General features: G+C 53.7%; 21 protein-coding genes, 1 pseudogene and 1 riboswitch. Of the genes and pseudogenes, 13 read left to right on the plus strand and 9 right to left on the minus strand.

Annotated elements, in window-relative coordinates; all coding sequences use genetic code 11:
- Nucleotides 1-26: 26 nt before the first annotated feature.
- Complete coding sequence (alkB, locus tag ACIPUG_RS17660; protein ID WP_400339505.1) at nt 27-683, minus strand: DNA oxidative demethylase AlkB; 657 nt, start codon at nt 681-683, stop codon at nt 27-29.
- On the minus strand, nt 680-1795 hold the full coding sequence (ada, locus tag ACIPUG_RS17665) for a bifunctional DNA-binding transcriptional regulator/O6-methylguanine-DNA methyltransferase Ada (protein ID WP_400339507.1): 1116 nt from the start codon (nt 1793-1795) through the stop codon (nt 680-682). The genes alkB and ada overlap by 4 nt, the downstream gene beginning before the upstream one ends.
- Before the next feature lie 238 nt (nt 1796-2033).
- Here ada and ACIPUG_RS17670 point away from each other — a divergent pair, with 238 nt between their 5' ends.
- Both ACIPUG_RS17670 and ACIPUG_RS17675 read left to right on the plus strand, forming a co-directional pair.
- Entirely contained in the window at nt 2034-2813 is a 780-nt protein-coding gene (locus ACIPUG_RS17670; protein ID WP_400339509.1) for an L-threonylcarbamoyladenylate synthase, read from the plus strand.
- 179 nt (nt 2814-2992) lie between these two features.
- A pseudogene (locus ACIPUG_RS17675) lies at nt 2993-3654 on the plus strand (DNA-3-methyladenine glycosylase family protein).
- 23 nt (nt 3655-3677) lie between these two features.
- Here the strand turns inward: ACIPUG_RS17675 and ACIPUG_RS17680 are convergent.
- Entirely contained in the window at nt 3678-4148 is a 471-nt protein-coding gene (locus tag ACIPUG_RS17680; protein WP_400339511.1) for a multidrug/biocide efflux PACE transporter, read from the minus strand.
- A 264-nt stretch (nt 4149-4412) separates the two neighbouring features.
- On the opposite strand from ACIPUG_RS17680, the gene ACIPUG_RS17685 reads away from it, so the two are divergent.
- Together ACIPUG_RS17685 and fumA are read left to right on the plus strand one after the other, a co-directional pair.
- Nucleotides 4413-5291 (plus strand): LysR family transcriptional regulator, encoded by an 879-nt coding sequence (locus tag ACIPUG_RS17685; protein ID WP_039272720.1) that lies wholly within the window; start codon nt 4413-4415, stop codon nt 5289-5291.
- Between the two features lie 491 nt (nt 5292-5782).
- Nucleotides 5783-7426, plus strand: a complete 1644-nt coding sequence (gene fumA / locus ACIPUG_RS17690) for a class I fumarate hydratase FumA (protein ID WP_039272718.1) — start codon at nt 5783-5785, stop codon at nt 7424-7426.
- Nucleotides 7427-7824: 398 nt separating this feature from the next.
- Here fumA and norR read toward each other — a convergent pair whose 3' ends face one another.
- Nucleotides 7825-9375, minus strand: coding sequence for a nitric oxide reductase transcriptional regulator NorR (gene norR, locus ACIPUG_RS17695; RefSeq protein ID WP_400339513.1), 1551 nt, complete (start codon nt 9373-9375; stop codon nt 7825-7827).
- Between the two features lie 165 nt (nt 9376-9540).
- Between norR and norV the strand changes: the two genes are divergently transcribed.
- The 3 genes from norV to tehB all read left to right on the plus strand — a co-directional run bounded on the left by norV (nt 9541) and on the right by tehB (nt 13196).
- Nucleotides 9541-11070: an anaerobic nitric oxide reductase flavorubredoxin gene (gene norV / locus ACIPUG_RS17700; protein ID WP_320699534.1), complete on the plus strand. Its 1530-nt coding sequence runs from the start codon at nt 9541-9543 to the stop codon at nt 11068-11070.
- Between the two features lie 10 nt (nt 11071-11080).
- Entirely contained in the window at nt 11081-12217 is a 1137-nt protein-coding gene (norW, locus tag ACIPUG_RS17705; protein WP_400339516.1) for an NADH:flavorubredoxin reductase NorW, read from the plus strand.
- 118 nt (nt 12218-12335) lie between these two features.
- A complete protein-coding gene (gene tehB / locus ACIPUG_RS17710; RefSeq protein ID WP_039516637.1) occupies nt 12336-13196 on the plus strand; it encodes an SAM-dependent methyltransferase TehB in 861 nt (286 codons plus the stop codon).
- An 89-nt stretch (nt 13197-13285) separates the two neighbouring features.
- Here tehB and ribB read toward each other — a convergent pair whose 3' ends face one another.
- The gene (gene ribB / locus ACIPUG_RS17715; RefSeq protein WP_039516636.1) at nt 13286-13939 is read right to left on the minus strand and encodes a 3,4-dihydroxy-2-butanone-4-phosphate synthase; all 654 of its coding nucleotides are present in this window, start codon (nt 13937-13939) and stop codon (nt 13286-13288) included.
- A gap of 127 nt (nt 13940-14066) precedes the next feature.
- A riboswitch (FMN riboswitch) is annotated at nt 14067-14244 on the minus strand.
- Between the two features lie 201 nt (nt 14245-14445).
- On the opposite strand from ribB, the gene ubiK reads away from it, so the two are divergent.
- Nucleotides 14446-14727: a ubiquinone biosynthesis accessory factor UbiK gene (ubiK, locus tag ACIPUG_RS17720; protein WP_010284391.1), complete on the plus strand. Its 282-nt coding sequence runs from the start codon at nt 14446-14448 to the stop codon at nt 14725-14727.
- A gap of 108 nt (nt 14728-14835) precedes the next feature.
- Here the strand turns inward: ubiK and yjeH are convergent, their stop codons facing one another.
- Together yjeH and zipA are read right to left on the minus strand one after the other, a co-directional pair.
- Nucleotides 14836-16089 (minus strand): L-methionine/branched-chain amino acid transporter, encoded by a 1254-nt coding sequence (yjeH, locus tag ACIPUG_RS17725; protein WP_039312612.1) that lies wholly within the window; start codon nt 16087-16089, stop codon nt 14836-14838.
- A 112-nt stretch (nt 16090-16201) separates the two neighbouring features.
- A complete protein-coding gene (gene zipA / locus ACIPUG_RS17730; protein ID WP_400339519.1) occupies nt 16202-17260 on the minus strand; it encodes a cell division protein ZipA in 1059 nt (352 codons plus the stop codon).
- 203 nt (nt 17261-17463) lie between these two features.
- Between zipA and cysZ the strand changes: the two genes are divergently transcribed.
- The 5 genes from cysZ (at nt 17464) to crr (ending at nt 22546) form a co-directional block, all read left to right on the plus strand.
- Nucleotides 17464-18294, plus strand: coding sequence for a sulfate transporter CysZ (cysZ, locus tag ACIPUG_RS17735; protein WP_400339521.1), 831 nt, complete (start codon nt 17464-17466; stop codon nt 18292-18294).
- Between the two features lie 162 nt (nt 18295-18456).
- Nucleotides 18457-19425 (plus strand): cysteine synthase A, encoded by a 969-nt coding sequence (gene cysK / locus ACIPUG_RS17740; protein WP_400339524.1) that lies wholly within the window; start codon nt 18457-18459, stop codon nt 19423-19425.
- A gap of 432 nt (nt 19426-19857) precedes the next feature.
- Nucleotides 19858-20115 (plus strand): phosphocarrier protein Hpr, encoded by a 258-nt coding sequence (gene ptsH, locus ACIPUG_RS17745; RefSeq protein ID WP_005971891.1) that lies wholly within the window; start codon nt 19858-19860, stop codon nt 20113-20115.
- A 45-nt stretch (nt 20116-20160) separates the two neighbouring features.
- The gene (gene ptsI, locus ACIPUG_RS17750; protein ID WP_014914283.1) at nt 20161-21888 is read left to right on the plus strand and encodes a phosphoenolpyruvate-protein phosphotransferase PtsI; all 1728 of its coding nucleotides are present in this window, start codon (nt 20161-20163) and stop codon (nt 21886-21888) included.
- Between the two features lie 148 nt (nt 21889-22036).
- The gene (gene crr / locus ACIPUG_RS17755) at nt 22037-22546 is read left to right on the plus strand and encodes a PTS glucose transporter subunit IIA (RefSeq protein ID WP_010284368.1); all 510 of its coding nucleotides are present in this window, start codon (nt 22037-22039) and stop codon (nt 22544-22546) included.
- Between the two features lie 65 nt (nt 22547-22611).
- On the opposite strand, the gene ACIPUG_RS17760 is transcribed toward crr, so the two are convergent.
- Both ACIPUG_RS17760 and ACIPUG_RS17765 read right to left on the minus strand, forming a co-directional pair.
- Nucleotides 22612-23979, minus strand: coding sequence for an ATP-binding protein (locus ACIPUG_RS17760; protein WP_400339525.1), 1368 nt, complete (start codon nt 23977-23979; stop codon nt 22612-22614).
- Complete coding sequence (locus tag ACIPUG_RS17765; protein WP_010284362.1) at nt 23979-24659, minus strand: response regulator transcription factor; 681 nt, start codon at nt 24657-24659, stop codon at nt 23979-23981. Before ACIPUG_RS17765 ends, ACIPUG_RS17760 begins: the two co-directional genes overlap by 1 nt.
- Between the last annotated feature and the right edge of the window lie 389 nt (nt 24660-25048).

Here is a 25048-nt window from a genome sequence, read left to right on the forward strand (position 1 = left end):
ACCGGGGAAGCATCCCTGTGGTTCCCCTATCCAGCTTTACGAAACGTCAGGTTAAAACGGCATTCGTCGGACATTCCTTCCGGCATTCTGCCGCTTTTCAACGGCAGAATGCCGTGAAAATAGAGCCGCGATTCACCGCCCCAGACCACCACATCGCCATGCGTCAGCGCAACACGCTGCGTTTTATCACTGCGCGCCATGCCGCCAAACAGGAACGTCGCGCTGAGCCCCAGCGAGACGGACACGATTGGCTGATGAAAATCCCGTTCGTTTTTATCCTGATGCAGAGACATGCGCGTGCCGACGTCATAGCAGTTGATCAGACAGGCATCCGGTTCAAAATCAGAAAAACCCGCTTCGCTCGCCGCCTGCTTCGCCAGCCGGGAAAAAACTTCTGGCATGGCGGGCCACGCCTCTCCGCTCAGCGGATCCTGTGCGGTATAGCGATAGCCGCGTTCATCCGTCACCCAACCGAGCGGCCCGCAGTTGCTCATCGCCACCGACATCACAAAGCCGCCCGGCGTCACCATATTCCGCAGCGGCGCACGCGCGGTGACGGCTTTCAGTGCCGCAAGCAACGCCGGAGCATCGTCATAGGCGCGACCACGCAGGACGAGTGCGCCTGGAGCCAGCGTTTCCGTCCAGCGACGCGGTGCTTCATCGGCAAATAAATCAAAATTCACGATGGCGATTCCCCTTGTTGATCCGTAGCTAATTCTTTCTCCACCAATTCTTTCTCCAACAGAGCGCGTTTACGCACGACGCCCCAGCGATAGCCAGATAGTGCGCCGTCATGCCGAACCACGCGATGACAGGGAATCGCGACCGCCAGTCGGTTCGCCGCACAGGCCCCCGCGACAGCGCGCACGGCGACTGGCGATCCAATGCGCTCAGCGACGTCACGGTAGCTCAGCGTTTCCCCAGCCGGAATCGCCCGTAGCGCCTGCCAGACTCGCTGCTGGAATACCGTGCCGCGAATATCCAGCGGCAGCGTCAGCCCAATTGCAGGATCGTCAACAAACCCGACGACCTGCGCCATGCGTTGTTCAAACGCCGCATCGCCGCCGATCAGCAGTGCGTTAGCAAACATCTCCTGAAGCGAGTTGAGCAGAGACTCAGGATCGTCCCCCAGCAGGATCGCGCAGATCCCTTTCTCGCTTTCCGCCACCAGCACCTCACCGAGTGAACAGCGGCCAACGGCAAAGCGGATCGTCATCCCTTTTCCCCGATTCTGAAACGCCGTCGGCGTCATTCCTAAATGTGCGCCCGCTTCGGCATAAAAGCGCCCGCTGGCATCATAGCCCGCTGCGGCAATCGCAGCGGTCACCGTGCCGCTATCAGCCAACTGTTCACGCAGCTGCCGATGGCGATGGGTGCTGGCATACTGTTTTGGCGTCAGACCGGTTATGGCTTTGAACACGCGATGAAAATGGAATGCGCTTATCCCCACGGCCTGAGCCAGCACCGCCAGCGTCGGCTGATGATCCGATTGCTCAATCATCCGGCACGCGTGGGCAATCTGCTGCGCCTGCTGTTCCTGCCGCGAAAGTGTTCCCTGACGGCAGCGTTTACAGGGGCGGAAACCCGCTGCCTGTGCCTCGTCGGCCGTCGCGAAGAACACCACATTTTCACGCCTGGGCTGGCGTGATGCACAGGAGGGCGTACAGTAAATCCCCGTGGTTTTCACCGCATAGATAAAGCAACCGTCAGCCGCTTGATTGCGCGTCACTACCGCCTGCCAGCGCGAATCGGCATCCTGAAACGGCGTATCACTCAGCATCGTATCGTTACGCATTTGTACACCTCACTCCAATCTCGGCATTACTGCCAATCTTACTATTACTGAAAGTCATGCCATGCGCTAACGCTAAACCGAAGCGACCTTACGCACACGTCCCACTCTTGCTTTTTCATTCAGATCGCCCCGATGTTGATATTTCTGCCGACACCACCGGTTACTTTTTGAACAAATCTGTGATGCAAATAAATGGTACACGGTGAGACTCAGTTTTTTTCTGCAATCAGGGGGCGATATGAGCGGCAGTAAAGTTCACTGGAATGGCGGTTTGCATGACGATGCGGTGCAGATTATGTCACGCGGCGGGGGAATCATCGTTTCGCCAACCAAAGTGGGTTACATCATCATGGCTTCAGATAAGGCCGGGCTGGAACGAAAATTTGATGCCAAACAGCGCAACCGAAGCAAGCCGGGCGTCGTACTGTGCGGATCCATCGCGCAGTTAAAAGCGCTGGCGCAGCTAAACCCAGAAATCGAGCAGTTATATCAACGCCATTGGGATGCCGACGTACTGCTGGGCTGCATCCTTCCCTGGCACGACAGCGCATTAGTGCGCATCCCCAAAGACGGCTCGAAAGCGCTGATGATGGACGATCGCAAAACCAGCTGTTTCGTGATTAAGTTCGGTACACCGAGCGAAATCCTCACGCGGGAGCTGTGGGAAAAGTACGGCAAATTAACCTTTGCCAGTTCAGCCAATCCATCAGGCAAAGGAAACCGAGGCGAGGTAGAAGGTATCGGTGAACGGATCAGTGCCTTTGCCGATCTGATTATCGAAGCCGACGATTACGTGAAATCTATCCAGCCGAATAAGTCCCATGACACACGCTATGAGCAAGGCGTGATGGTGTCGATGGTGGATACGGACGGTCAGCTAATACCGGAACAGAAAGGAAGACGGAGCGTATATCCGTGCCCGGCGCTGATACGCAAAGGGCTGGATGTGGACAAGGTGATGTCGCTACTGTCTGATACCTTCACCACCTGGGACTATCGCCACGGCGAGTATTATTAACGCGTAACAGCGGCATAACCTGCCGCTGAAATCTCCGTTCTGGCAGATCCCACGATAGTGTGTAATCCCCTCGCCACGTCTTGCTTTTTCATCCGAATAGCCCTTTCCACATGGCGCGCCATGCGGCAATCTCCTATGCTCGTTTTCTGCCCTTTGCATTCTCATCACGGAAGCCGTTTATGCCATCCCATCCGCCGTTGGATTTCACGCAGCAGGCCAAAACCCATCTCAGCGCCATCAATGCGCGCTGGGCCAGCCTGATCGAACAGATTGGCGACTGTCGCCATCAGACCGCGCCACATCGGGAACCTTATGAGGCACTGATGCGTGCCGTTGCCTATCAGCAGCTAACGACGCGTGCCGGAGATGCGATGGTCGCAAAACTCCTGCGGGTACATGGCGATGTCTTTCCCACCCCGGAACAGATACTGGCCTGCTCCACCGACACGCTACGGCAGTGCGGTTTTTCCGCCCGCAAGGCGGATACGCTGCACGACATCGCACAGGGTGCGCTGAGCGGCCTGGTGCCCAGCCTCGAACAGGCCGCAGAGAGGGATGACGACACGCTCATTCAGCAGTTGACATCGCTCAAGGGGATCGGACGCTGGACGGTCGAAATGTTTTTGATTTATTCGCTGGAACGCACCGACATCATGCCGCTCGACGATCTCGGTATCCGGCAGGGGTTACGCTATGTTTATGATTTGCAAGACATGCCGAAACCGCGCGATTTGCAGGCACTGAGCCTGCGCTGTCGCCTTATCGCACGGTGGCATCCTGGTATTTATGGCGAGCGCTTGAGCTACCGGCGTATCAGAGCTTTAAGCTGACACACCGGTAACGCGCAGCATTACCGCAGGCGAGTTAGCGCAGGCGAGAACTGGTCGATACCTGCTGAACGTGACGACGGCGATTCATAATGCGCTCCCGCAGCGTATCGTAGGCCCAGTTATACACCACGGTGTACGGCAGGAAGAACAGGAAGAAGCCGATCTCCACCATCAGCGCCTGCCACAGCGTGACGTTCAGCATCCACGCCGCCAGCGGCAGACCAATCAGGATAAAGCCGCCTTCAAACCCCAGCGCGTGAGCGATACGAATTGGCAGCCGACGCTTAACACGGTCCGCAGGCCACAGGCGATCGAATATCGAGTTATAGATCATGTTCCAGATCATCGCGACGCTGGACAGCATGATGGCCAGTGCCCCCATATCGAAGAGCGGCTTATTCAGCAGCCAGGCGCCCGCTGGCGCACAGATCGTCAACGCGATCAGTTCAAAGCCCACCGCATGGTATACACGTTCACGTAAGGTTTTGCTGATTTTGTTCTGCATAACACATTCACTTTTATTTATTGCACGTTGCTGGTCAATTTTCGCCATGACCATGGATGGCATCGTATTACGGCCTTATTTTCATCGCATAAGGTGGTAGAGTACAGTTAGATTCCATCGATAAAAACGATATACTCGTCATACTTCAAGTTGCATGTGCGTTGGCTTTCCTCGCTCACCCCAGTCACTTACTGATGTAAGCTCCTGGGGATTCACTGCGTCGCCGCCTTCCTGAAACTCGAATTATTTAGGGTATAGATAAAGATGCGATATTCACCGGAATCCCTGCTGGCTTTTGTTACTACCGTTGATGCGGGCTCGTTTTCCGCCGCCGCACGGCGATTGCATAAAAGCCAGTCCACCATCAGCGCGGCCATCGCCAATCTGGAAGCCGATCTGGGGCTGACATTATTTGATCGCTCCGGTCACCAGCCGGTGCTCACGCTGGCGGGCAGAAAAGTGCTTTCTCACGTACAGGCGATCTTATCCGCCAGCGAAGAGCTGGATGGGCTGGCGATCCGTCTGGCCGACCATATTGAACCCCGTCTGACGTTTGTGCTGTCCGATATCTGGCAAGCGCCTCACTACGAACTCGTGCTTCAACGTTTCGCCCAGCATTTTCCTGATATTGAATTTGAATGCCTGATTGCGGAAGGTGATGACGTGATCGATCTGCTGCAAATGAACCGTGCGCATGTCGGGCTAGTGCGCGCCCAGACAGATTACCCGCCCGATATTGCCGCCGCGCGTTTGCAGATTAAGACCGACATGGCCATCTTCGTGTCGGCAGCACATCCGCTGACAACGGAAAAAACCGTGACGCGCAGCCAGCTGGCGACCGTCCGCCAGCTCTATCTCAATACCTATAAACGCAGCGATCGGCTGCAACCGGAAGGGATCGTCTGGTCTGCCCCGTCCTACCTGATGCTACTGGAAATGGCACAGCAGGGGCACGGCTGGAGCATTCTGCCACGCTGGCTGGTGGCGCAATACGACCAGCAGAAACTGGTCGAGCTGCCTGTGGCGGGCTGGCCGCAGTGGATTGACGTGGACGTTGTCTGGTCCAAACCTCATCCCCCCGGCCCGGCAGGACTGTGGATGATCGACAATCTCCTTGCCCAACAAGAGACTACGCCGCCATAACTCCGTTACTGGATTGGCAACATTACATCTGTCATCACATCGGCCACCGCACCGTGGCTTTTGTGATCGGTCTGTTTTTTCATGAAGCGATAAAAAGCCAATAACGGTTTCTTTATATCGCCAACGAATAACATTAAAGATGAAGTGGTTATTATTTTTAATCCCACCGTTTACTTTACTTAATTAAGCCAATTAAAAGAGGAATATTTTCACGTTAAATCGCGTGCCGTTTCCCGTGGCATCCGCATACAGGAAAGCTATGCAGCGTCGCCGTTCCGCGTGTCTGCTACGGGTAAAAAATAACACGCACATCATTATTATTGTGATGTACCAAAGTGGTACTTCCCGACAAAAAACCATACTATTATGGCGATTACTACTTTTGTATTCGAGACATCCCTGTAGTGCTGCGGTAATACGCCTTAATAATAAGATGCTGAATCCTATAAGGTGAAAATTTACTAATTGATGCAATTGCAAGTGAGAAAAAAATGTCGAATAAACCCTTCTATTACCAAGATCCGTTTCCACTCAGTAAAGATGACACCGAATATCGCCTGCTGAGCAGCGACTTTGTCTCTGTCGCACAGTTTGAAGGTCAGGACATCCTGAAGATCGAGCCAGCCGCGTTGACCCTTCTGGCCCAGCAAGCCTTCCACGATGCCTCTTTCATGCTCCGCCCCGCTCACCAGCAGCAAGTTGCCGATATTCTTAGCGATCCGGAAGCCAGCGAAAACGATAAATACGTTGCCCTGCAATTCCTGCGCAATTCCGAAATTTCCGCCAAGGGTATTCTGCCGACCTGTCAGGATACCGGTACGGCGATCATCGTCGGTAAAAAAGGCCAGAACGTCTGGACTGGCGGTAATGATGCCGAAGCGCTGTCTCAGGGCGTGTACAACACGTTCGTTGAAGACAACCTGCGCTACTCGCAGAACGCCGCGCTGGATATGTACAAAGAGGTTAACACCGGCACCAACCTGCCCGCACAGATTGACCTCTACAGTACCGAAGGCGAAGACTATAAATTCCTGTTCGTCACCAAAGGCGGCGGTTCTGCCAACAAGACTTATCTGTATCAGGAAACCAAAGCGTTGCTGACGCCGGGTAAACTGAAAAGCTTCCTGATCGAGAAAATGCGCTCGCTGGGCACCGCGGCCTGTCCGCCGTACCACATCGCGTTTGTGATTGGCGGTACCTCGGCAGAAACCACGCTGAAAACCGTTAAACTGGCGTCGACCAAGTACTACGACGAACTGCCGACCGAAGGCAACGAGCACGGTCAGGCATTCCGCGACGTTGCGCTGGAACAGGAAATTCTGGAAGCCGCGCGCGATCTGGGTCTGGGCGCGCAGTTCGGCGGGAAATATTTTGCGCACGACGTGCGGATTATCCGCCTGCCGCGCCACGGCGCATCTTGCCCAGTCGGTATGGGCGTGTCCTGTTCCGCTGACCGTAACATCAAAGGCAAGATCAACCGCAAGGGCGTCTGGCTGGAGCAGTTAGAGCAGAATCCGGGCAAATACATTCCTGAACATCTGCGTGAAACGGGCGAAGGCGATGCGGTTAAAATCGACCTGAACCGTCCGATGGCCGAGATCCTGAAAACGCTGTCGCAGTATCCGGTATCCACCCGTCTTTCCCTGACCGGCACCATCATCGTGGGTCGTGATATTGCTCACGCCAAGCTGAAAGAACGTCTGGATAACGGCGAAGGCCTGCCGCAGTACATCAAAGATCACCCGATCTACTACGCGGGCCCGGCGAAAACGCCAGAGGGCTACCCATCCGGCTCGTTAGGCCCAACGACCGCTGGCCGTATGGATTCCTACGTCGATTTACTGCAGGCCAACGGCGGCAGCATGATCATGCTGGCAAAAGGCAACCGCAGCCAGCAGGTGACCGACGCGTGCCATAAACACGGCGGCTTCTACCTCGGCAGCATCGGCGGCCCGGCAGCGATTCTGGCGCAGAACAGCATCAAGAGCCTGACCTGCGTGGAATACCCGGAGCTGGGAATGGAAGCCATCTGGAAAATCGAAGTCGAAGATTTCCCAGCCTTTATTCTGGTCGATGATAAAGGCAACGATTTCTTCCAGGTGATTCAGAGCGCCAAGTGCGTGAAATGCGGTTAACCAAGTCCTGTTGTAATTAGGGGGGTTAGGGAATATTTCGTGTGCGATAACAATCGGTATTTTCATGCAGATTCTCTGCACGCACCCGACAAGGAGCAGCCAATCGCCGCTGCTCCTTGACCTCAGGCTTTTTGGCGGAACGGGGTCGCTACGCGATGCCTTCACCGCCAGAGGCTTCTTACCGGACCACCAGTGACGCGATGACTCGTCTCATGAATGAGACTCGCCCTTCGGGCCAGCACATGTGCTGTTCAAAAACGTCTCTGACGTTTTTGTCCGACGCGGCACTGGTTTTCGCCGCCTCCATGCGGCTCATCCGGAAAGCCTCTTTCGGTTCAGCCCCTTTTACGCCGCTAAAAATCAGCGATCTTTTTTATCTAAAAGTGATAGCAGTCGAATTAAAAAACATCTTTTTTAATTTTTAGCCGCTTCGCTAGGCGGTGCAGGTTGCCGCTGTCCATTTCTAGTTCTCTTGCGCAAGATGACCAGTTGCCCTCATGGCGTGCCAGCGTTTGTTGGATGATAAGGCGCTGATAGTCGTCCGTTGCCTCCCGCAGGCCGCCGCTGATGAAATACGCGGGTGCCGTGTCAATAGCGCTCGACGCCCCTGCGGCAGCCTGAACAGGCTGGGAGGGAAGTTCGAGATTGAAATGTTCAGGGCCTAACAGCACCTCGCCCGATTCCTGCCCTGCTCTTGCCAGCACAGTGGCACGATAAATAGCGTGTTCCAGCTCGCGCACATTCCCCGGCCAGTCGTATTGTTCCAGTAGCGTGCCCGCATCTGCCGTCAACGCCAGCCGTGCCAGCCCCAGTTGCACGCGGCTGCGCTCGCAGAAGAATCCCGCCAGCAGCGCCACATCCTGACTGCGCTCACGCAGCGGTGGTACAGACAGCGGGAACACGCTCAGGCGGTGGAACAAATCAGCCCGGAAAGCGCCATCCAGTACCGCCTGCCGCAGATCGCGGTTGGTCGCCGCCAGCACGCGCACGTTCACTTTCAGGCTGCTGTCGTCACCCACGCGCTGGAGATCGCCATACTGCAATACGCGCAGCAGCTTCGCCTGTAGCGTCAGCGACAGTTCGCCAATCTCATCCAGAAACAGCGTGCCGTTATCCGCCATCTCAAACTTGCCAGTGCGATGGTGGATCGCACCGGTAAACGCGCCCTTCACATGCCCAAACAGCTCGCTCTCCGCGACCGACTCCGGCAGCGCGGCACAGTTCAGGTATACCAGAGGATGGCTTGCCCGGCTGGAACCACGATGAATCGCTCGCGCCACCAGTTCTTTGCCGACACCGGTTTCCCCCATAATCAGCACGTTCAGATCGGAGCCCGCGACGATATCGACTTCTTTCTTCAACCGCTGCATCGGTTCCGACAGCCCAACCATTTCTTCGACGCTTTCCGCCGCCGGGCTTTCAGCACGGACCGGCGCGGGCAACTGCCGCTCAAGACGCTCCATCAGCAGCGCGTTACTCAGCGCCGCCGCCGCCATCGCCCCCACCAGCCGCAGTTCTTCATCGCTAAAATGATCGAACTGACAGGGATCCATGCCGTCCACGGTCAGTGCCCCGATCAGGTTCTGATTGGCAAACAGCGGCAGGCCGACGCAGGCATGCACCTTAAGATCCTCCTGACTGGGGATCAGGCCGTCATAGGGATCGGGAAGCTGGCTATCCGCCGGAAAACGCACCACGTCGCCCGCGCGGGCAATCGCCTCCAGACGGGGGTGATCGGACAGGCGAAAGCGTCGCCCCAATACGTCCGGTGCCAGACCGTCGATCGCCAGCGGACGGAATAGCTGATTCTCGTAACGCAACAGCGCCGAGGCATCACAGCGCAGCAGCTGGCGCAGGCTGTTGATTAAGCGCTGGAAACGATCCTGATTCGATAGCCCCATTTGCAGTTCGATAGCGATACGGGCAAGGGCGTTAATAGAGAGCGTCATAGTGTGTCCTAATGACAGAACCTGTGTCATTAAGACAATAGATAAAGTATGTCATTTTGACAATCATTATTCATTAAAACCTTATAAATCAATATATTAAAAATTGGCACGCTTCCTGCAATCTCTACAGCATATTCCCGTATACGACTATTGAGGTTTCAGAACATGACGATTCACGTAAAGAACAATATCCACTGGGTTGGACAACGCGACTGGGAAGTCCGTGATTTTCACGGCACTGAATACAAGACGCTGCAAGGCAGCAGCTACAACAGCTACCTGATCCGTGAAGAAAAAACCGTGCTGATCGATACCGTCGATCACAAATTCAGCCGTGAGTTTGTGCAAAACCTGATGGCGGAAGTGGATCTGAACACAATTGACTACATCGTGATCAACCACGCCGAGGAGGATCACGCCGGGGCGCTGAGCGAACTGATGGCGCGTATTCCCAACACGCCAATTTACTGCACCCACAATGCGATCGATTCCATTACCGGTCACCATCACCATCCTGAGTGGAATTTCCACACGGTCAAAACCGGCGACACGCTGGATATCGGCAACGGTAAGCAGCTGATCTTTATCGAAACGCCGATGCTGCACTGGCCGGACAGTATGATGACCTACATGACCGAGGACGCCGTGCTGTTCAGTAACGATGCGTTCGGTCAGCACTATTGCGATGAGCACCTGTTCAATGATGAAGTGGATCAGACTGAACTGTTCGAGCAGTGCCAACGCTATTTCGCCAATATTCTGACGCCGTTCAGCCGCTTGGTGACCGCCAAGATCCACGAAGTGCTGGGCTTCAACCTGCCACTGTCGATGGTTGCAACCTCGCACGGCGTGGTATGGCGCGACGATCCTGCCCAGATCATTCACCTGTATCTGAAGTGGGCAGACAGCTATCAGGAAGATCGCATCACGCTGTTTTACGACACCATGTCCAATAACACCCGCATGATGGCCGACGCCATTGCGCAAGGTATCAACGATGTCGATCCCGGCGTAGCGGTAAAAATTTACAACGTCGCCCGTCACGACAAGAACGAGATCCTGACACAGGTCTTCCGCTCGAAAGGCGTGTTAGTCGGTTCATCCACCATGAATAACGTGATGATGCCGAAGGTCGCAGCCATGCTGGAAGAGATCACCGGTCTGCGTTTCCAAAACAAGAAAGCCTCGGCGTTCGGCAGCTACGGCTGGAACGGCGGCGCGGTAGACCGCGTTCAAACCCGTCTGATGGATGCCGGTTTTGAAACCACGCTGGCGCTGAAAACCAAATGGCGTCCTGACGGTTCCGCGCTGGAGATTTGTCGCGAACACGGTCGCGAAATCGCGCGTCAGTGGGCACTGCATCCGCTGGATGACACGCCTGCCCGTCGCGTCATCTCGCCCGTGAAACAGACCGCTGCGGCACCGCAAGCCACCACCGCCCCGCAGAATGTGAGCGCCCCAGCCGAAAGCGCCTGCGGATGCAATGAAGTCACCGCGCCACAGTCAACCACACAGCCGGCGGCACAGTCAGAAAACGGCTGTATGCAATGCAGCGTCTGTCAGTGGATCTACGATCCGGCACTTGGCGAGCCGATGCAGGATGTCACCCCTGGCACTATGTGGTCGGACGTACCAGACAGCTTCCTCTGCCCGGAATGTGGGTTGGGCAAAGACGTTTTCAATCCGATTCGCTAAGGAGAGGATGATGAAAGATATCGTGATTATTGGCGCGGGCTTTGCCGCCCGCCAGCTCATCCGACAGCTACGCAAGCTGGATGCACACTGCCCTATCCGCCTGATTACTGCCGACAGCGGCGATGAGTATAACAAGCCGGATCTGAGCCATGTGATGAGCCTGCAACAGCACGCCGACGATCTGACCAAGATGTCGGCAACCGCGTTTGCTGAAGAAAACCGTATTGCGCTGCTGGCCAATACGCGCGTCACCGCCATTGATCGCCATGCGCAACAGGTCATCTGCGGCGCGGACCGCTATGATTACCACAAGCTGGTGTTCGCGACCGGTGCCAGCGCGATGGTGCCGCCGATTCCGGGACGCGAACATATGTTGACGCTCAATAGTCAGCAGGAATATCGCACCCACGAAAGCCGGCTCTGGCAGGCTGAACGCGTACTGGTGCTCGGCGCCGGACTCATCGGTACTGAGCTGGCGATGGATTTGGGTCGCGCCGGAAAACGGGTCACGCTGGTTGACTGCGCCAGCAGCATTCTGCCCGCGTTGATGCCGCCCGAAGTCAGCGCGCGCCTGCAATTCACGCTGACGCAGCAGGGCGTTTCTCTGCTGCTGAACACAACCCTGCAACAGTTGGAAAAAACCGAAACCGGCGTACAGGCCACATTTACCGATGGCCGGGCTGTCGAAGTAGATGAGGTTCTCTCCGCTATCGGTTTGCAGGCCAACACGCAACTGGCAAAAGCCGTGGGGTTAACGGTGCAGAAAGGTATCCAGACCAATGCGCAGTTACAAACCACCGATCCACTGATTTATGCGTTGGGAGACTGCGCAGAGATTGGCGGTAAGCTCCTGCCCTTCCTGCAGCCGATTCAGCTCAGCGCGATTACGCTGGCGAAAAACCTGCTGGGTGCCAACGAGATGCTAACGCTGCCGCCGATGCTGGTTAAAATCAAGACGCCGCTATTTCCCTTACAGATGGCAGGCGATACTACCAGCGGTGATTTGCACTGGCAGCAGGAATGGAATGAACAGGGGATGGTGGCGAAAGCGCTGGATGGTCAGCAGGTGCTACGTGCCTTTGTGGTCGGTGGTGAGCGGATGAAAGAAGCATTTCCACTGCTGCGACAGCTTTCCACGGTGAGTTAAACTACGGCCTGAGACAGCAAAATAAATAATGCATTTAAAATACATATTTTCTGGTCAGCCTGCGTGCGGATTAATAGAATACGGCTATCGCTTTTAGAATTTACAGACCGAGGTAACGATGCAAGATCTCATTTGTTATAAGAAGATGCCGCAGTGGAACAGCCAGACGCTGCCTGCCGCGTTTCAGGAAAAGCACAACACGCAGGAAGGCACCTGGGCAAAACTGACCGTGTTGAAAGGGGAAATGACCTTCTCCATGCTGACCGAAGACGGCGAGACGCTGGAGACGTTCCAGTTCTCCGAACAGAACCAGCCGCCGTTTGTTGAACCACAGGCGTGGCACCGCATCGTCTCGTTCTCTGACGATCTCGAATGTCAGCTCAGCTTTTTCTGCTCGGCGGAAGATTTCTATCATAAAAAATACGGTCTGACGCGTACCCATTCCGAAGTGATCAACGCCGTGCAGCATATCAAACCGGGCAAAACGCTGGATTTAGGCTGCGGCGGCGGGCGTAACTCGCTGTACCTGAACCTGCGCGGGTTTGACGTCACGGCCTGCGATAAGCATGAGCAAAGCATTGATTCACTGAATAACATCATCAAGAGTGAAGCACTGGAAAACATCCGGGCGGGCGTTTACAACATCAACCTGGCGGAAATCAAAGAGCAGTACGACTTTATTCTGTCGACCGTCGTGCTGATGTTTCTGGAACGCGATCGTATTCCGCACATCATCAGCAATATGCAGGACAGCACCGTTAACGGCGGCTATAACCTGATTATCGCCGCGATGTCGACGGAAGATTGTCCATGCCCGATGCCTTTCTCGTTCACCTTTAAAGAAAACGAGCTGAAGAACTATTACGCCGATTGGGAGATCCTCAAATACAACGAGGATATGGGTGAGCTACACAAGACCGATGCGCAGGGTAATCGCATCAAGCTGCGCTTCGCCACGCTGCTGGCAAGAAAGCCGTAAGCACCAGCTAGCCGTTAAAAAACCTAACCCCATAAAATACAAAAGGGCCGATTACTCGGCCCTTCTTATTTCTCTATGCGCTGCGTGAATCAGCTGGCTTTGCGCTCTGCCGCGATGCGGTAAGCCACCAGATCTTCAATCGTCAGTACCGGCATATCGTGCTGTTTGGCAAACGCGATCACTTCCGGCGCATGCGCCATTGAACCATCATCGTTCGTCAGTTCACACAGAACACCAGACGGCTTCAGGCCCGCCAGCGTCATCAGGTCAACCGTCGCTTCAGTGTGACCACCGCGCGTTAACACGCCACCCGGTTGGGCGCGCAGCGGGAATACGTGACCAGGGCGATTCAGATCGCTCGGCTTGGCGTTATCCGCAATCGCGGCACGAATGGTGGTCAGGCGGTCGGCAGCCGAAACGCCCGTCGTCACGCCTTCGGCGGCTTCGATCGTCACGGTGAATGCCGTTTGGTAATGGCTGGAGTTCTTTTCCACCATCATCGGCAATTCCAGCTGCTGGCGACGCTCTTCCGTCAGGCACAGGCACACAATGCCACTGCCGTGACGAATCGTCAGCGCCATTTGTTCAACAGTCATATTTTCAGCGGAAAAGATCATGTCACCTTCGTTTTCACGATCTTCATCATCCAACACCAGCACGCCGCGGCCATGACGCAATGCATCAAGTGCGCGTTCTACGCGTTCGGTAGGATTGCCAAATTCAGAAAGTAATGTCTGATTCATGGTAAAAAACCTCAATGTTATTATGGATTACCAGAATCAGGGCGAGCTTGAGGAGTAACCACTACTACTGGTTGCATAGCAATAGTTAACAAAAATAACGCGAGCAGGCATATAGCCCGACAGATACCGTTACTCTCTCCCATCCGGACTTTAACCGTCGGCCCCGGAATTACACCGGATCTGCTGACCCCACGCTGCAAAATCGATAATTAATATCAGAGAAAACAGCGAGAGCGCTCGCGGGCTTCCAGTGTGTGTACTGGTTTACCGCCGGTGGGGAATTACACCCCGCCCTGAGAATAAGCGGGTTTACTATAACGCTAATACCTCGATAGGGCAATTGATCCGCCACAGGAAATAGGGCAAAACGTATGCTGGATTACAGTAAAACTATTCTGAATTACAGTAAAACCATGCTGAATATGTGCAAAGCAGATGTCAGATTTTATTTATACCCATTACACTTGCTATAGTAATAACTTACATAACCTAATCAGGAAAGCGACATGATTGACCCAAAGAAGATTGAGCAAATCGCCCGTCAAGTGCATGAATCTATGCCAAAAGGTATCCGGGAATTGGGTGATGATGTGGAGAAAAAGATTCGTCAGGTCTTGCAGGCACAGCTGACCCGATTGGATTTGGTGAACCGTGAAGAGTTCGATATTCAGACGCAGGTTCTGCTCCGCACGCGCGAGAAGATTGCCCGTCTGGAACAGCGCATGACCGAGCTGGAAGCGAAACTGTCTGCGGAAGAAAAGCCTGCCGCAGCGCCGGAAAACGACTAATCCCCCCGTCATCATCGCGATGCAGCGCCCTCATCAGGGCGTTGCTCAATTTCCTATCCCATCTACCCGAAACCCAGATTTCACGTCACGGAATTCAGAATAAACGACTCAGTGGGAAATCAGTTCGACCTGTTTACGCGGCAGGAACAGCCACAGTACGGCCAGCATGATTAGCGCATACAGCGATTTCCAGCCAATCATCAGCAACAGCGCACAGCAGAGCAGGCCCCCGATTGCCGCCATCACTTTGGCGCGTCCTTTCAGCAAACGCCATCCGGCCAGCATACACAGCAGATAAATCAGCACAAAGATGCCGTTCGCATACACAATCAGCATATCCAGCGGCAGCCTGAGCCAGTAAATCAACAGACAACACACCAGACAGCAGGCCACCACAACCGACAGGGCATTCACCGGTGCCTGCCCTGCAGACAGCTTCGCTAATGCACTGCCTTTCGATGCCTGCGACCAGACTAAACGGGCGAAGCCTTGCGTGTAGATATTCACACTGGCAAAGCAGGCCAGATACCCAACAAAGCAGGCAATCCACAGCGCGTGTTCGCCAAACAGCTGCACGACAATACCCGGCAGTGAGGCGGTTGCGGCAATCCCTTCACCGTAAGCCTTAAAATGCAGCACGGCCACCGTGCATCCCCAATAAACCGCACCCGCGACCAGCATGCCGATCAGTAAAGCCCGTGGAAAATCGCGCTCCGGTGCCCGAAATTCCGTCGCCATATGGGCAAAAGCCTCAAGGCCAACGAAGCACCAGAACATTACAGCCAATGCGCCGAAGGTGTTAGACCATGACAGCTCGCTCACCGACGGCCAGGGAATATGCGCAGGCGTGATATCGCCCTGCCACCAGATTGCGGCAACCAACCCCACCACCAGCATTGCAATGACGATCTGAATATTGGCGCTGGATCCCGCACTGCGCAAGCCAAGCAGCCAGATACCGCCCAGTGTCAGCAGCTGTACGCAGAGCAGCCCCAGATCGCTCCAGCCAAATGCCGCCTGCCAGAATCCGGCAGCAATCTGCAAGGCAGCAGGCAACCCCAGCGGAATAACGGACAAGAATAGCCAGCCGGTCACCCGTGCCATACGTGGCCCAAAAGCGAGGTTAACAAAGTGCGCGGCCCCGCCCGCGTTAGGAAAATGTTGCCCCAGCGCGGCAAAGCCAATGGCGATAGGAAAAACAAGCAGGATCAAGATCGGCCACGCCCATAGGCTGTCTTGCTGTGCCAACTGTGCGACCAGCGCGGGAACCGCAAACACCCCAGTCCCCAGCAGAGAAGTAGACAGCAACCCCACGCCCTGAATCAGCCCAAGCTCTTGTTTTAATCCTTTTGCTTCACTCACAGCATTTCACCCTTTTCTTGCCTTTCTACACCACGCCACGATCGAAGAATAAAAAAAGCCTCCCTTAACGGAGGCTTCTTTCTCACCCACTGCATTCACACACGTTATGCTTTCACGCGTTAGCTTTCAGCACATCGCGAATGCGGGCTTTGTAGGATTCAACCTTCTGCGGCGTCATCATACGACGTTCATCATCCTGCACCACACCGCCAACATCGTCAGCAATGCGCTGTGCAGACTGTAACATCAGTTTAAAGTTTTGGCTGGCATCGCCATAAGACGGCACCATCATGAAAATGGACACGCCGGGCGTCGAGAACTCGGACATGGCATCGACATTAAACGAACCGGGCTTAACCATATTGGCCAGACTGAACAACACCGGCCCTGCGCCAGCAGGATTCACATGGCGATGGAAAATGTTCATTTCACCAAACTGGAAACCGGCCTGAAGCAGGCTTTGCAGCAGCAGTTCGCCGCCAATGACACCGCCCTGATGCGCCACAACGTGCAACACCAGAACCGCTTCTTTTGCCGCTGCGGGTTCAACTGGCTCAACAGGTTGCTGAGGCTGTGCAGGCGCGGGCTGAACTTTTTCATGCAGCGAATGTGCAACAGGCTGCTGTGGAGCCGATGCTGATGCATCATACGCAAACGACTCACGCTGAGCGTTACCGTTCGGTTCAGAAATCGGGGTTTCTCTAGGGGCGACAACCTGCGGGTGAGTATCGCCACGTACCTGCGCACGTGGAGAATCTACCGGCGTAGCTTCATCCAGCAGAGGATCGTAAGAGGACACAGGAGACAAATGCTCGAACGGCGATTTCGCCTCTGAACTAACGTCTTCACGTGCACTGTTGTTATTAAGTGAAGGGTTATTAAATGGAGGATTATCAAATGACGCGTTATCAAATGATGAGTTATCAAGTGAAGCGCTGCCAAATGAAGGCTCACTCTGCTGCGGGCGGGCACCCTTCACGCGAACTTCGCCAACGCCTTCATCCAGATCGTCAAGCGGCGTTTCATCACGCGCTTTCTTTACACGTTTAGCTGGGCGGTCACGAAAAAGGGACGAGCGTTCTTTACGGCTAGTCCACAAGCCGTGCAGTAAAAGCGCTATTATAGCGATCGCGCCAACAACGATTAATATCAGACGCAAGTCCTGCATCATTGCTATCCCAATTGTTCCAACAAAACATTGCCACCACGGCAAATACCTATACTACTAACTCTATTTGCCTGAGTACACAAGTGCAAGCCTGCACGGTACTTTATGACAATAAAGATAGACACAACGCACTTTTTTGCTGTTTTTTCATCCAAATGCGGGCTAGTCAGCATAAGATCATCCCGATATGATGCCTCAACAAACAAATGACTGAGTCTATCGGCACCATGTTTCCAGAAAAATCATCATCCTCCGAAAAATCGCCTTACGGTAACACCACCGGCCAGGTTCGTAGCGGCATACACTATTTTCTTGCCGGATGGCGCCTGATCTCACTGCCGGGCATCCGACGTTTCGTTATTCTGCCCTTACTGATGAACACCGTACTGATGGGCGGGGCTTTCTGGTGGCTTTTCACCCAGTTGAATGACTGGATTCCGCAGATCATGAGCCACATTCCAAGCTGGCTACAATGGCTCAGCTACCTCATTTGGCCACTTGCCGTGCTCTCCATTTTGCTGGTATTCAGCTACCTATTCAGCACGATCGCCAATTTTATCGCCGCACCGTTTAACGGCTTATTGGCGGAGCAGTTGGAAGCAAAACTCACCGGCCAAGTGTTGCCAGACAGCGGCATACTCGGCATCGCCAAAGACGTCCCACGCATCATGAAGCGTGAAGTCCAAAAACTGGCGTATTACCTGCCACGCGCGATTGTGCTACTGCTGCTCTATTTCATCCCCGGCATTGGACAAACTGTCGCGCCGATACTGTGGTTCCTGTTCAGCGCGTGGATGCTGGCGATTCAATACTGCGATTATCCTTTTGATAACCACAAAGTGGGCTTTGCCACGATGCGTCAGGCATTACGTCGCCATAAAGTCGCCAATATGCAGTTTGGCGCCCTGGTCAGCCTGTTTACGCTGGTGCCTTTTTTGAATCTGGTCATCATGCCCGTTGCGGTATGCGGTGCAACGCAGCTGTGGGTGGATCGCTATCGCTCCCTATCAGCAACCCTGCCGAAAAAAGCGCCATAAAAAGACAGCAAGCACTGGCTGATAACGGCCAGTGCTTTCTATTGTAATGAAAAGATATTTCTTAAGAACATAACGATATAGCAATTCTTTACTTCACTGAAAAGTGTGAACGAGTATTCTCTCTACGTTCGCAAAAATTTCATACAGTTATAAGGACAGGCTATGAGCAAGATCTACGAAGACAATTCTTTCACAATCGGCCATACGCCGCTGGTTCGCCTGAACCGTATCGGCAACGGACGCATTCTGGCTAAAGTGGAATCCCGCAACCCCAGCTTCAGCGTAAAATGCCGTATCGGCTCCAACCTGATTTGGGATGCAGAAAAACGCGGCGTTCTCAAACCAAGTGTTGAGCTGGTTGAACCGACCAGCGGAAACACAGGGATTGCCCTGGCCTATGTCGCCGCAGCTCGCGGTTACAAACTCACGCTCACCATGCCGGAAACCATGAGCATCGAGCGCCGCAAGCTGCTGAAAGCGCTGGGTGCTAACCTGGTGCTGACCGAAGGCGCGAAAGGCATGAAAGGTGCCATCGCCAAGGCAGAAGAGATTGTTGCCAGCGATCCGCAGCGTTATCTGCTGCTACAGCAGTTCAGCAACCCTGCTAACCCGGAAATTCACGAGAAAACCACCGGCCCTGAAATCTGGGAAGATACCGATGGTCAGGTTGATGTCTTTATCTCTGGCGTCGGTACGGGCGGTACGCTGACCGGTGTCAGCCGCTACATTAAGAACACCAAAGGCAAAGCCATCACCAGCGTGGCGGTTGAACCTACCGATTCACCCGTCATCACTCAGGCGCTGGCAGGCGAAGAACTGAAGCCAGGCCCGCACAAGATTCAGGGCATCGGCGCGGGTTTCATTCCGGGTAACCTGGATCTGAAACTGATTGACCGCGTAGAGAAAGTGACGAACGAAGAAGCGATCAGCACCGCGCGCCGTTTGATGGAAGAAGAAGGCATTCTGGCGGGTATTTCTTCCGGTGCCGCCGTTGCCGCAGCGCTGAACTTGCTCAAAGAAAAAGAATTTGAAGATAAAACTATCGTCGTTATTCTGCCTTCTTCCGGCGAACGCTACCTCAGCACAGCACTCTTTGCCGACCTGTTCACCGAGCAGGAACTGCAACAATAACCTCCCGGTCACACTCGAACAACAAGTGACCAATGTGTTAAAAAAGCACCTATTTAGGTGCTTTTTTGTGGCACAGTTCAAACTTTCTACCACATGTGGATTGCTTTTCTACATCAGGTTTAGTATTTAACCGAACAATTATTTTGATGCGTGAAATTAATATCCGACAAATACCACGCCCCGTCACATGCTTTTCCCCTGCGCACGATAGCCCACATCGCCGTTTTGCGACTGAGGTTAAGATAATGGGTAGCGGAAGCTGCGGTGTTTGATGGTATTTTATTCAGGAAATACGTTTGACGGTTTTCTTGTCGCATCGTGGCCCGCCCCTGTAACATAAATCAGGAGCTAACCAAACAGGCTAAAGTTCAGTGAATCAACTAGACTTTAGTTCCACAACATTAATCTAATCCATAAGTTGGGGAAAAAAGCATGTTCCAGCAAGAAGTGACTATCACCGCACCAAATGGCCTGCACACTCGTCCTGCTGCTCAGTTCGTCAAAGAAGCTAAAGGCTTCACCTCAGAAATCACCGTGACGTCCAACGGCAAGAGCGCTAGCGCCAAGAGCCTGTTCAAATTACAAACACTCGGCTTAACACAAGGAACTGTGGTTACTATCGCTGCGGAAGGCGAAGACGAACAAAAAGCGGTTGAACACCTGGTCAAGCTGATGGCTGAGCTCGAGTAACCGACGAGTTTTTTAGTGAACACCAGAATCGAGTAAGGTAGGGTTATGATTTCAGGCATATTAGTATCACCGGGTATTGCTTTTGGTAAGGCACTGTTACTGAAAGAAGATGAAATTCTCATCAACCGGAAAAAAATCTCTGCGGATCAGGTAGAGCAGGAAATTGAACGTTTTCTGACTGGCCGTTCCAAAGCATCCGCACAGTTGGAAGCTATCAAGAAGAAAGCGGGCGAGACGCTGGGCGCAGAGAAAGAAGCCATCTTCGAAGGCCACATCATGTTGCTGGAAGATGAAGAGTTCGAGCAGGAAATCATAGCCCTGATTAAAGATGAACATGCTTCCGCCGACGCCGCTGCGTTTTCCGTCATCGAAAACCAGGCTAAAGCACTGGAAGAGCTTGATGATGAATATCTGAAAGAACGCGCCGCAGACATGCGTGATATCGGGAAGCGTTTGCTCAGAAATATTCTCAATATGCCTATCGTCGATCTGGGCGATATTCAGGATGAAGTCATTCTGGTTGCAACGGACCTGACACCGTCAGAAACCGCGCAGTTGAATCTGGACAAAGTGCTGGGCTTCATCACCGACCTCGGTGGCCGCACGTCTCACACGTCCATTATGGCCCGTTCGCTGGAACTGCCTGCGATCGTCGGTACGACCAACGTGACCCAGCAGGTTAAAAACGGCGACTATCTGATCCTGGATGCCGTAAACAACCAGATCTATCAAAATCCGACTGCGGATAAAATTGAAGAATTAAAAGCGGTTCAGCAGCAATATCACGCTGAAAAGTATGAGCTGGCTAAGCTGAAAGATCTGCCGGCCATCACGCTGGACGGTCATCAGGTTGAAGTCTGTGCCAACATCGGTACCGTGCGTGATGTCGCGGGTGCTGAGCGTAACGGCGCAGAAGGTGTCGGCCTGTATCGTACCGAATTCCTGTTCATGGATCGTGACTCGCTGCCTACCGAAGAAGAGCAGTTCCAGGCGTATAAGGCGGTTGCCGAAGCCGTTGGCGCTCAGGCCGTTATCGTCCGTACCATGGATATCGGTGGCGACAAAGATCTGCCATACATGAACCTGCCGAAGGAAGAGAACCCGTTCCTTGGCTGGCGTGCTATCCGTATCTGTCTGGATCGTAAAGAAATCCTGCATGCTCAGCTGCGTGCCATTCTGCGCGCATCAAAATTTGGCAAGCTGCGTATCATGTTCCCGATGATTATTTCCGTAGAGGAAGTACGTGAGCTGAAAGCCGAACTGGAGATGCTGAAAGCACAGCTGAGAGAAGAAGGTAAAGCCTTCGACGAAAGCATTGAAGTCGGCGTGATGGTTGAAACACCTGCCGCCGCCGCTATCGCGCCACATTTAGCCAAAGAAGTCGACTTCTTTAGTATTGGGACAAATGACTTAACCCAGTATACTCTGGCAGTTGATCGCGGTAATGAGCTGATTTCTCATCTCTATAACCCGATGTCCCCTGCTGTCCTGACTCTGATCAAACAGGTCATCGACGCGTCTCATGCCGAAGGCAAGTGGACAGGGATGTGTGGTGAGCTCGCCGGTGACGAACGTGCTACACTACTGTTATTGGGAATGGGTCTGGACGAATTCAGCATGAGTGCGATCTCTATCCCGAGCATCAAGAAAATCATCCGTAATGCGAATTACGAAGATGCGAAGGCGCTGGCGGAACAAGCACTCGCTCAACCGACAGCACAAGAGTTAAGCAATCTGGTGAGCCGCTTTATTAAAGAAAAAACGCTCTGCTGATTCTGCTTTACCTAATAGGTTTCAAGGTGGCAATCAGCACCCCGACAGGCGATAGAGTCGTAGTCGGGGTAGCGAAGAAAACCAATGCCACACCAACTTGAAAGATTAGGGTATACGCTGGCCCAATATTAATGCTTAGGAGAGAATCATGGGTTTGTTCGATAAATTGAAGTCTCTGGTTTCTGACGACAAAAAAGACACTGGCAGCATCGAAATCATTGCCCCGCTGTCCGGTGAAATCGTCAATATTGAAGACGTTCCTGATGTCGTATTTGCAGAGAAAATCGTCGGTGACGGTATTGCCATCAAACCAACTGGCAACAAGATTGTCGCACCGGTAGACGGCACCATCGGTAAGATTTTTGAAACCAACCATGCGTTTTCCATCGAGTCTGACAGCGGCATTGAGCTGTTTGTGCACTTTGGTATTGATACCGTTGAATTGAAAGGCGAAGGCTTCAAGCGCATCGCTGAAGAAGGCCAGCGCGTGAAGAAAGGCGATCTCGTTATCGAGTTTGACCTGGCTCTGCTGGAAGAAAAAGCGAAGTCTACTCTGACACCAGTGGTTATTTCCAACATGGATGAAATCAAGGAATTGACCAAACTGAGTGGTACGGTTGTTGTCGGCGAAACGCCGGTTATCCGTATCAAAAAGTAAGCCGCCTTCTACGGATGGTTTACTACGTTTGCACGAGACGGCACCCGGATGGTGCCGTTTTCGTTTCAGGCTTTCCAGCGCGGCACGCACAGGCGAATCACTAACCCGCACTGCTCACCATTATCCGCCTCAATATGCCCGCCGTGCGCCAGTACGACTTTACGGGTAATCGCTAGCCCCAGCCCATAGCCTTTACCAGACAGCGGCGAATCAACACGAATGAAAGGATCGAAGATGCTGGAGAGCTTACTTTTCTCCACGCCGGGTCCCTGATCGGCGACCTGAATCGTCCACTCATGTTCATTGCCAATGAGCGACACGGAAAGCTGCTGCGTGGGAGCAGAAAAACGTAGCGCGTTGCGCATCACATTGTCGACCGCCCTGCGCATCAGCTCCGCATTGCCTTTAATCGTGTAGTCTTCGTCCTCATCGGCCGACAGCAGGATTTCAACACCGGTGACTTGCGCTTCGTAGCGCGCATCGTTGACCACGGCCGTCACCAGCCCCAGTAAATCGAAATAGGCTTCCTCAATACCAGAATGCTCCGTGCGCGATAGCGTCAGCAGCTCGCCAATCATCTTATCCATTAGCAAAGCTTCACGCTCAATACGCTGCAAGGAACTCTCTATATTGTCGGGATTCTGTCGTATCAACCCGATAGCAAGCTGCAAACGCGCCAGCGGGGAGCGTAGTTCATGGGAGACATCATGGAGCAGCTGTTCACGCGCGCTGGCCAGACTGTCCAGTCGTTCAACCATCGAATCAAAATCACGCGCGACATCGCTGATTTCATCATGACGTTTATGCATCACCGGTAGCAGACGCACGTTCAGATCGCCCTGCGCAACCTGATCAAACCCCGCACGAATCTGACTTAGCGGACGAGCCAGGCTCCATGCCAACACCGAGCTGAACAACAGGCCACCAAACCCCGCAATGATGATAAACGGCACGGGCACGTTGAGAAATTCGACTGGCCGAGGGGGACGAAATTCACTGCGCAGCAGCTCGGCGTCATAACGAATCTGATACCACTTTCCGGCTGGGCCGTTGACCTGCTTGATAATGTGCGTGGCACGCGGCATGCCACGTTTATCCGGCGCAAAAGCCTCATCGAGCAACGCGTTCTGCGAGCCAGAAACCAACTCCTGATCGGACAGCGGCAGTGGCGATTCCGTGACGGAAATGTATTGCTGCTCTTGCTGCGGCAGCAGCGACATCACATCGTTCAGTTCACCCAAGCCGCCATGTTGCAGCGCCGCCGCCACCATCTCCGTTTGCATCGTCGCAATGCGCGACACCACGATTTCTTCCAACGGCTTATGTCGCTCGCCGTAAAAAGAAAAAGCCAGCCACAGCAGCTGAGACATGACGAGGAACGTCAGCCAGAACCCGAGCAGTATCTTCCAGAAAAGTCGTCCACGAATCATCATCAGCGAATCCGGTATCCCACGCTGCGCACGGTTTCAATCGTCATGGTGTTGCCCGGCAAGGCACCGAGCTTTTGACGAATATTGCTGATGTGCACGTCCACGCTGCGGTCATACGCTTCACGGCGACGGCCCAGGCATTTTTCGGATAACTCATCTTTTGACACCACCCGCTCCGGGGAACGCAACAGCAGCTCCAGCAAATTAAACTCTGACGCCGTCAGATCAAACGGCTTCCCACGCCATTCGCTGATGCGCGTGGCAGGGTTCAACACCAGATCGCCGCTGGCGGCCAGGCTCTCGTCGCGCTTTGTGCTCGGCTGATCGTCATATCGACGTAGTACTGCCCGTAGTCTCGCCACCAGCTCGCGCGGGTAACAAGGTTTAGGCATATAGTCATCCGCCCCCATTTCCAGACCGATAACTCTGTCGATGTTGTCGCCTCTCGCCGTCAGCATAATGACGGGCAACTGCTGGGTTTTTCTGATCTGGCGCAGCACGTCAATCCCGCTCATATCAGGCAGCATGACATCCAGAATCATCGCGGTGTAATCCCCTGATATCGCGCCATCGACGCCCTCTTTGCCCGTCAGCACCCGCGAGGTTGAAAACCCTTCCGCATTCAGATACTCACAGAGCATATCGCCCAGCTCTACGTCGTCATCGACCAGTAAAATATTCATATCCTGTCCTCATTAATCGGGTATACCCTACGTATTCGAGTTGCGGGAAGGAAACGCACAAGCAGCTTGAAGTATGATGGGTATAGATGATGTATTCTCAGGCCTGGCGTGAATATTCGCAGCCAGATTTACTTAATCCTTACCATTTCTTTCAGCAAAGATTACCGCTACCTTTACGGACTCGGGGTAAATTACTCACCTGCGTTATTTATTCCCGTTGATACCCTAAATAATTCGAGTTTCAGGCAGGCGGCAAGCGAGGGACAAATTCGTCGGGAACGAATTTGACCAGCCAACGGCTGGCCTTCGGTGAGAGACAGGATGTCTCTCATTTCATCCCGATGAGCTTACTCAGGTAAGTGATTCGGGTGACTAAGCGCAGCCAACGC

It is taken from the genome of Pectobacterium sp. CHL-2024 (assembly GCF_044751765.1).
Taxonomy (GTDB): domain Bacteria; phylum Pseudomonadota; class Gammaproteobacteria; order Enterobacterales; family Enterobacteriaceae; genus Pectobacterium; species Pectobacterium brasiliense.

Coding starts and splice junctions, on each gene's coding strand:
- ada (WP_400339507.1), bottom strand. CDS start 1,795: ATGCGTAACGATACGATGCTGAGTGATACGCCGTTTCAGGATGCCGAT.
- ACIPUG_RS17670 (WP_400339509.1), top strand. CDS start 2,034: ATGAGCGGCAGTAAAGTTCACTGGAATGGCGGTTTGCATGACGATGCG.
- ACIPUG_RS17680 (WP_400339511.1), bottom strand. CDS start 4,148: ATGCAGAACAAAATCAGCAAAACCTTACGTGAACGTGTATACCATGCG.
- ACIPUG_RS17685 (WP_039272720.1), top strand. CDS start 4,413: ATGCGATATTCACCGGAATCCCTGCTGGCTTTTGTTACTACCGTTGAT.
- fumA (WP_039272718.1), top strand. CDS start 5,783: ATGTCGAATAAACCCTTCTATTACCAAGATCCGTTTCCACTCAGTAAA.
- norR (WP_400339513.1), bottom strand. CDS start 9,375: ATGACGCTCTCTATTAACGCCCTTGCCCGTATCGCTATCGAACTGCAA.
- norV (WP_320699534.1), top strand. CDS start 9,541: ATGACGATTCACGTAAAGAACAATATCCACTGGGTTGGACAACGCGAC.
- norW (WP_400339516.1), top strand. CDS start 11,081: ATGAAAGATATCGTGATTATTGGCGCGGGCTTTGCCGCCCGCCAGCTC.
- tehB (WP_039516637.1), top strand. CDS start 12,336: ATGCAAGATCTCATTTGTTATAAGAAGATGCCGCAGTGGAACAGCCAG.
- ribB (WP_039516636.1), bottom strand. CDS start 13,939: ATGAATCAGACATTACTTTCTGAATTTGGCAATCCTACCGAACGCGTA.
- ubiK (WP_010284391.1), top strand. CDS start 14,446: ATGATTGACCCAAAGAAGATTGAGCAAATCGCCCGTCAAGTGCATGAA.
- zipA (WP_400339519.1), bottom strand. CDS start 17,260: ATGATGCAGGACTTGCGTCTGATATTAATCGTTGTTGGCGCGATCGCT.
- cysZ (WP_400339521.1), top strand. CDS start 17,464: ATGACTGAGTCTATCGGCACCATGTTTCCAGAAAAATCATCATCCTCC.
- cysK (WP_400339524.1), top strand. CDS start 18,457: ATGAGCAAGATCTACGAAGACAATTCTTTCACAATCGGCCATACGCCG.
- ptsH (WP_005971891.1), top strand. CDS start 19,858: ATGTTCCAGCAAGAAGTGACTATCACCGCACCAAATGGCCTGCACACT.
- ptsI (WP_014914283.1), top strand. CDS start 20,161: ATGATTTCAGGCATATTAGTATCACCGGGTATTGCTTTTGGTAAGGCA.
- crr (WP_010284368.1), top strand. CDS start 22,037: ATGGGTTTGTTCGATAAATTGAAGTCTCTGGTTTCTGACGACAAAAAA.
- ACIPUG_RS17760 (WP_400339525.1), bottom strand. CDS start 23,979: ATGATGATTCGTGGACGACTTTTCTGGAAGATACTGCTCGGGTTCTGG.
- ACIPUG_RS17765 (WP_010284362.1), bottom strand. CDS start 24,659: ATGAATATTTTACTGGTCGATGACGACGTAGAGCTGGGCGATATGCTC.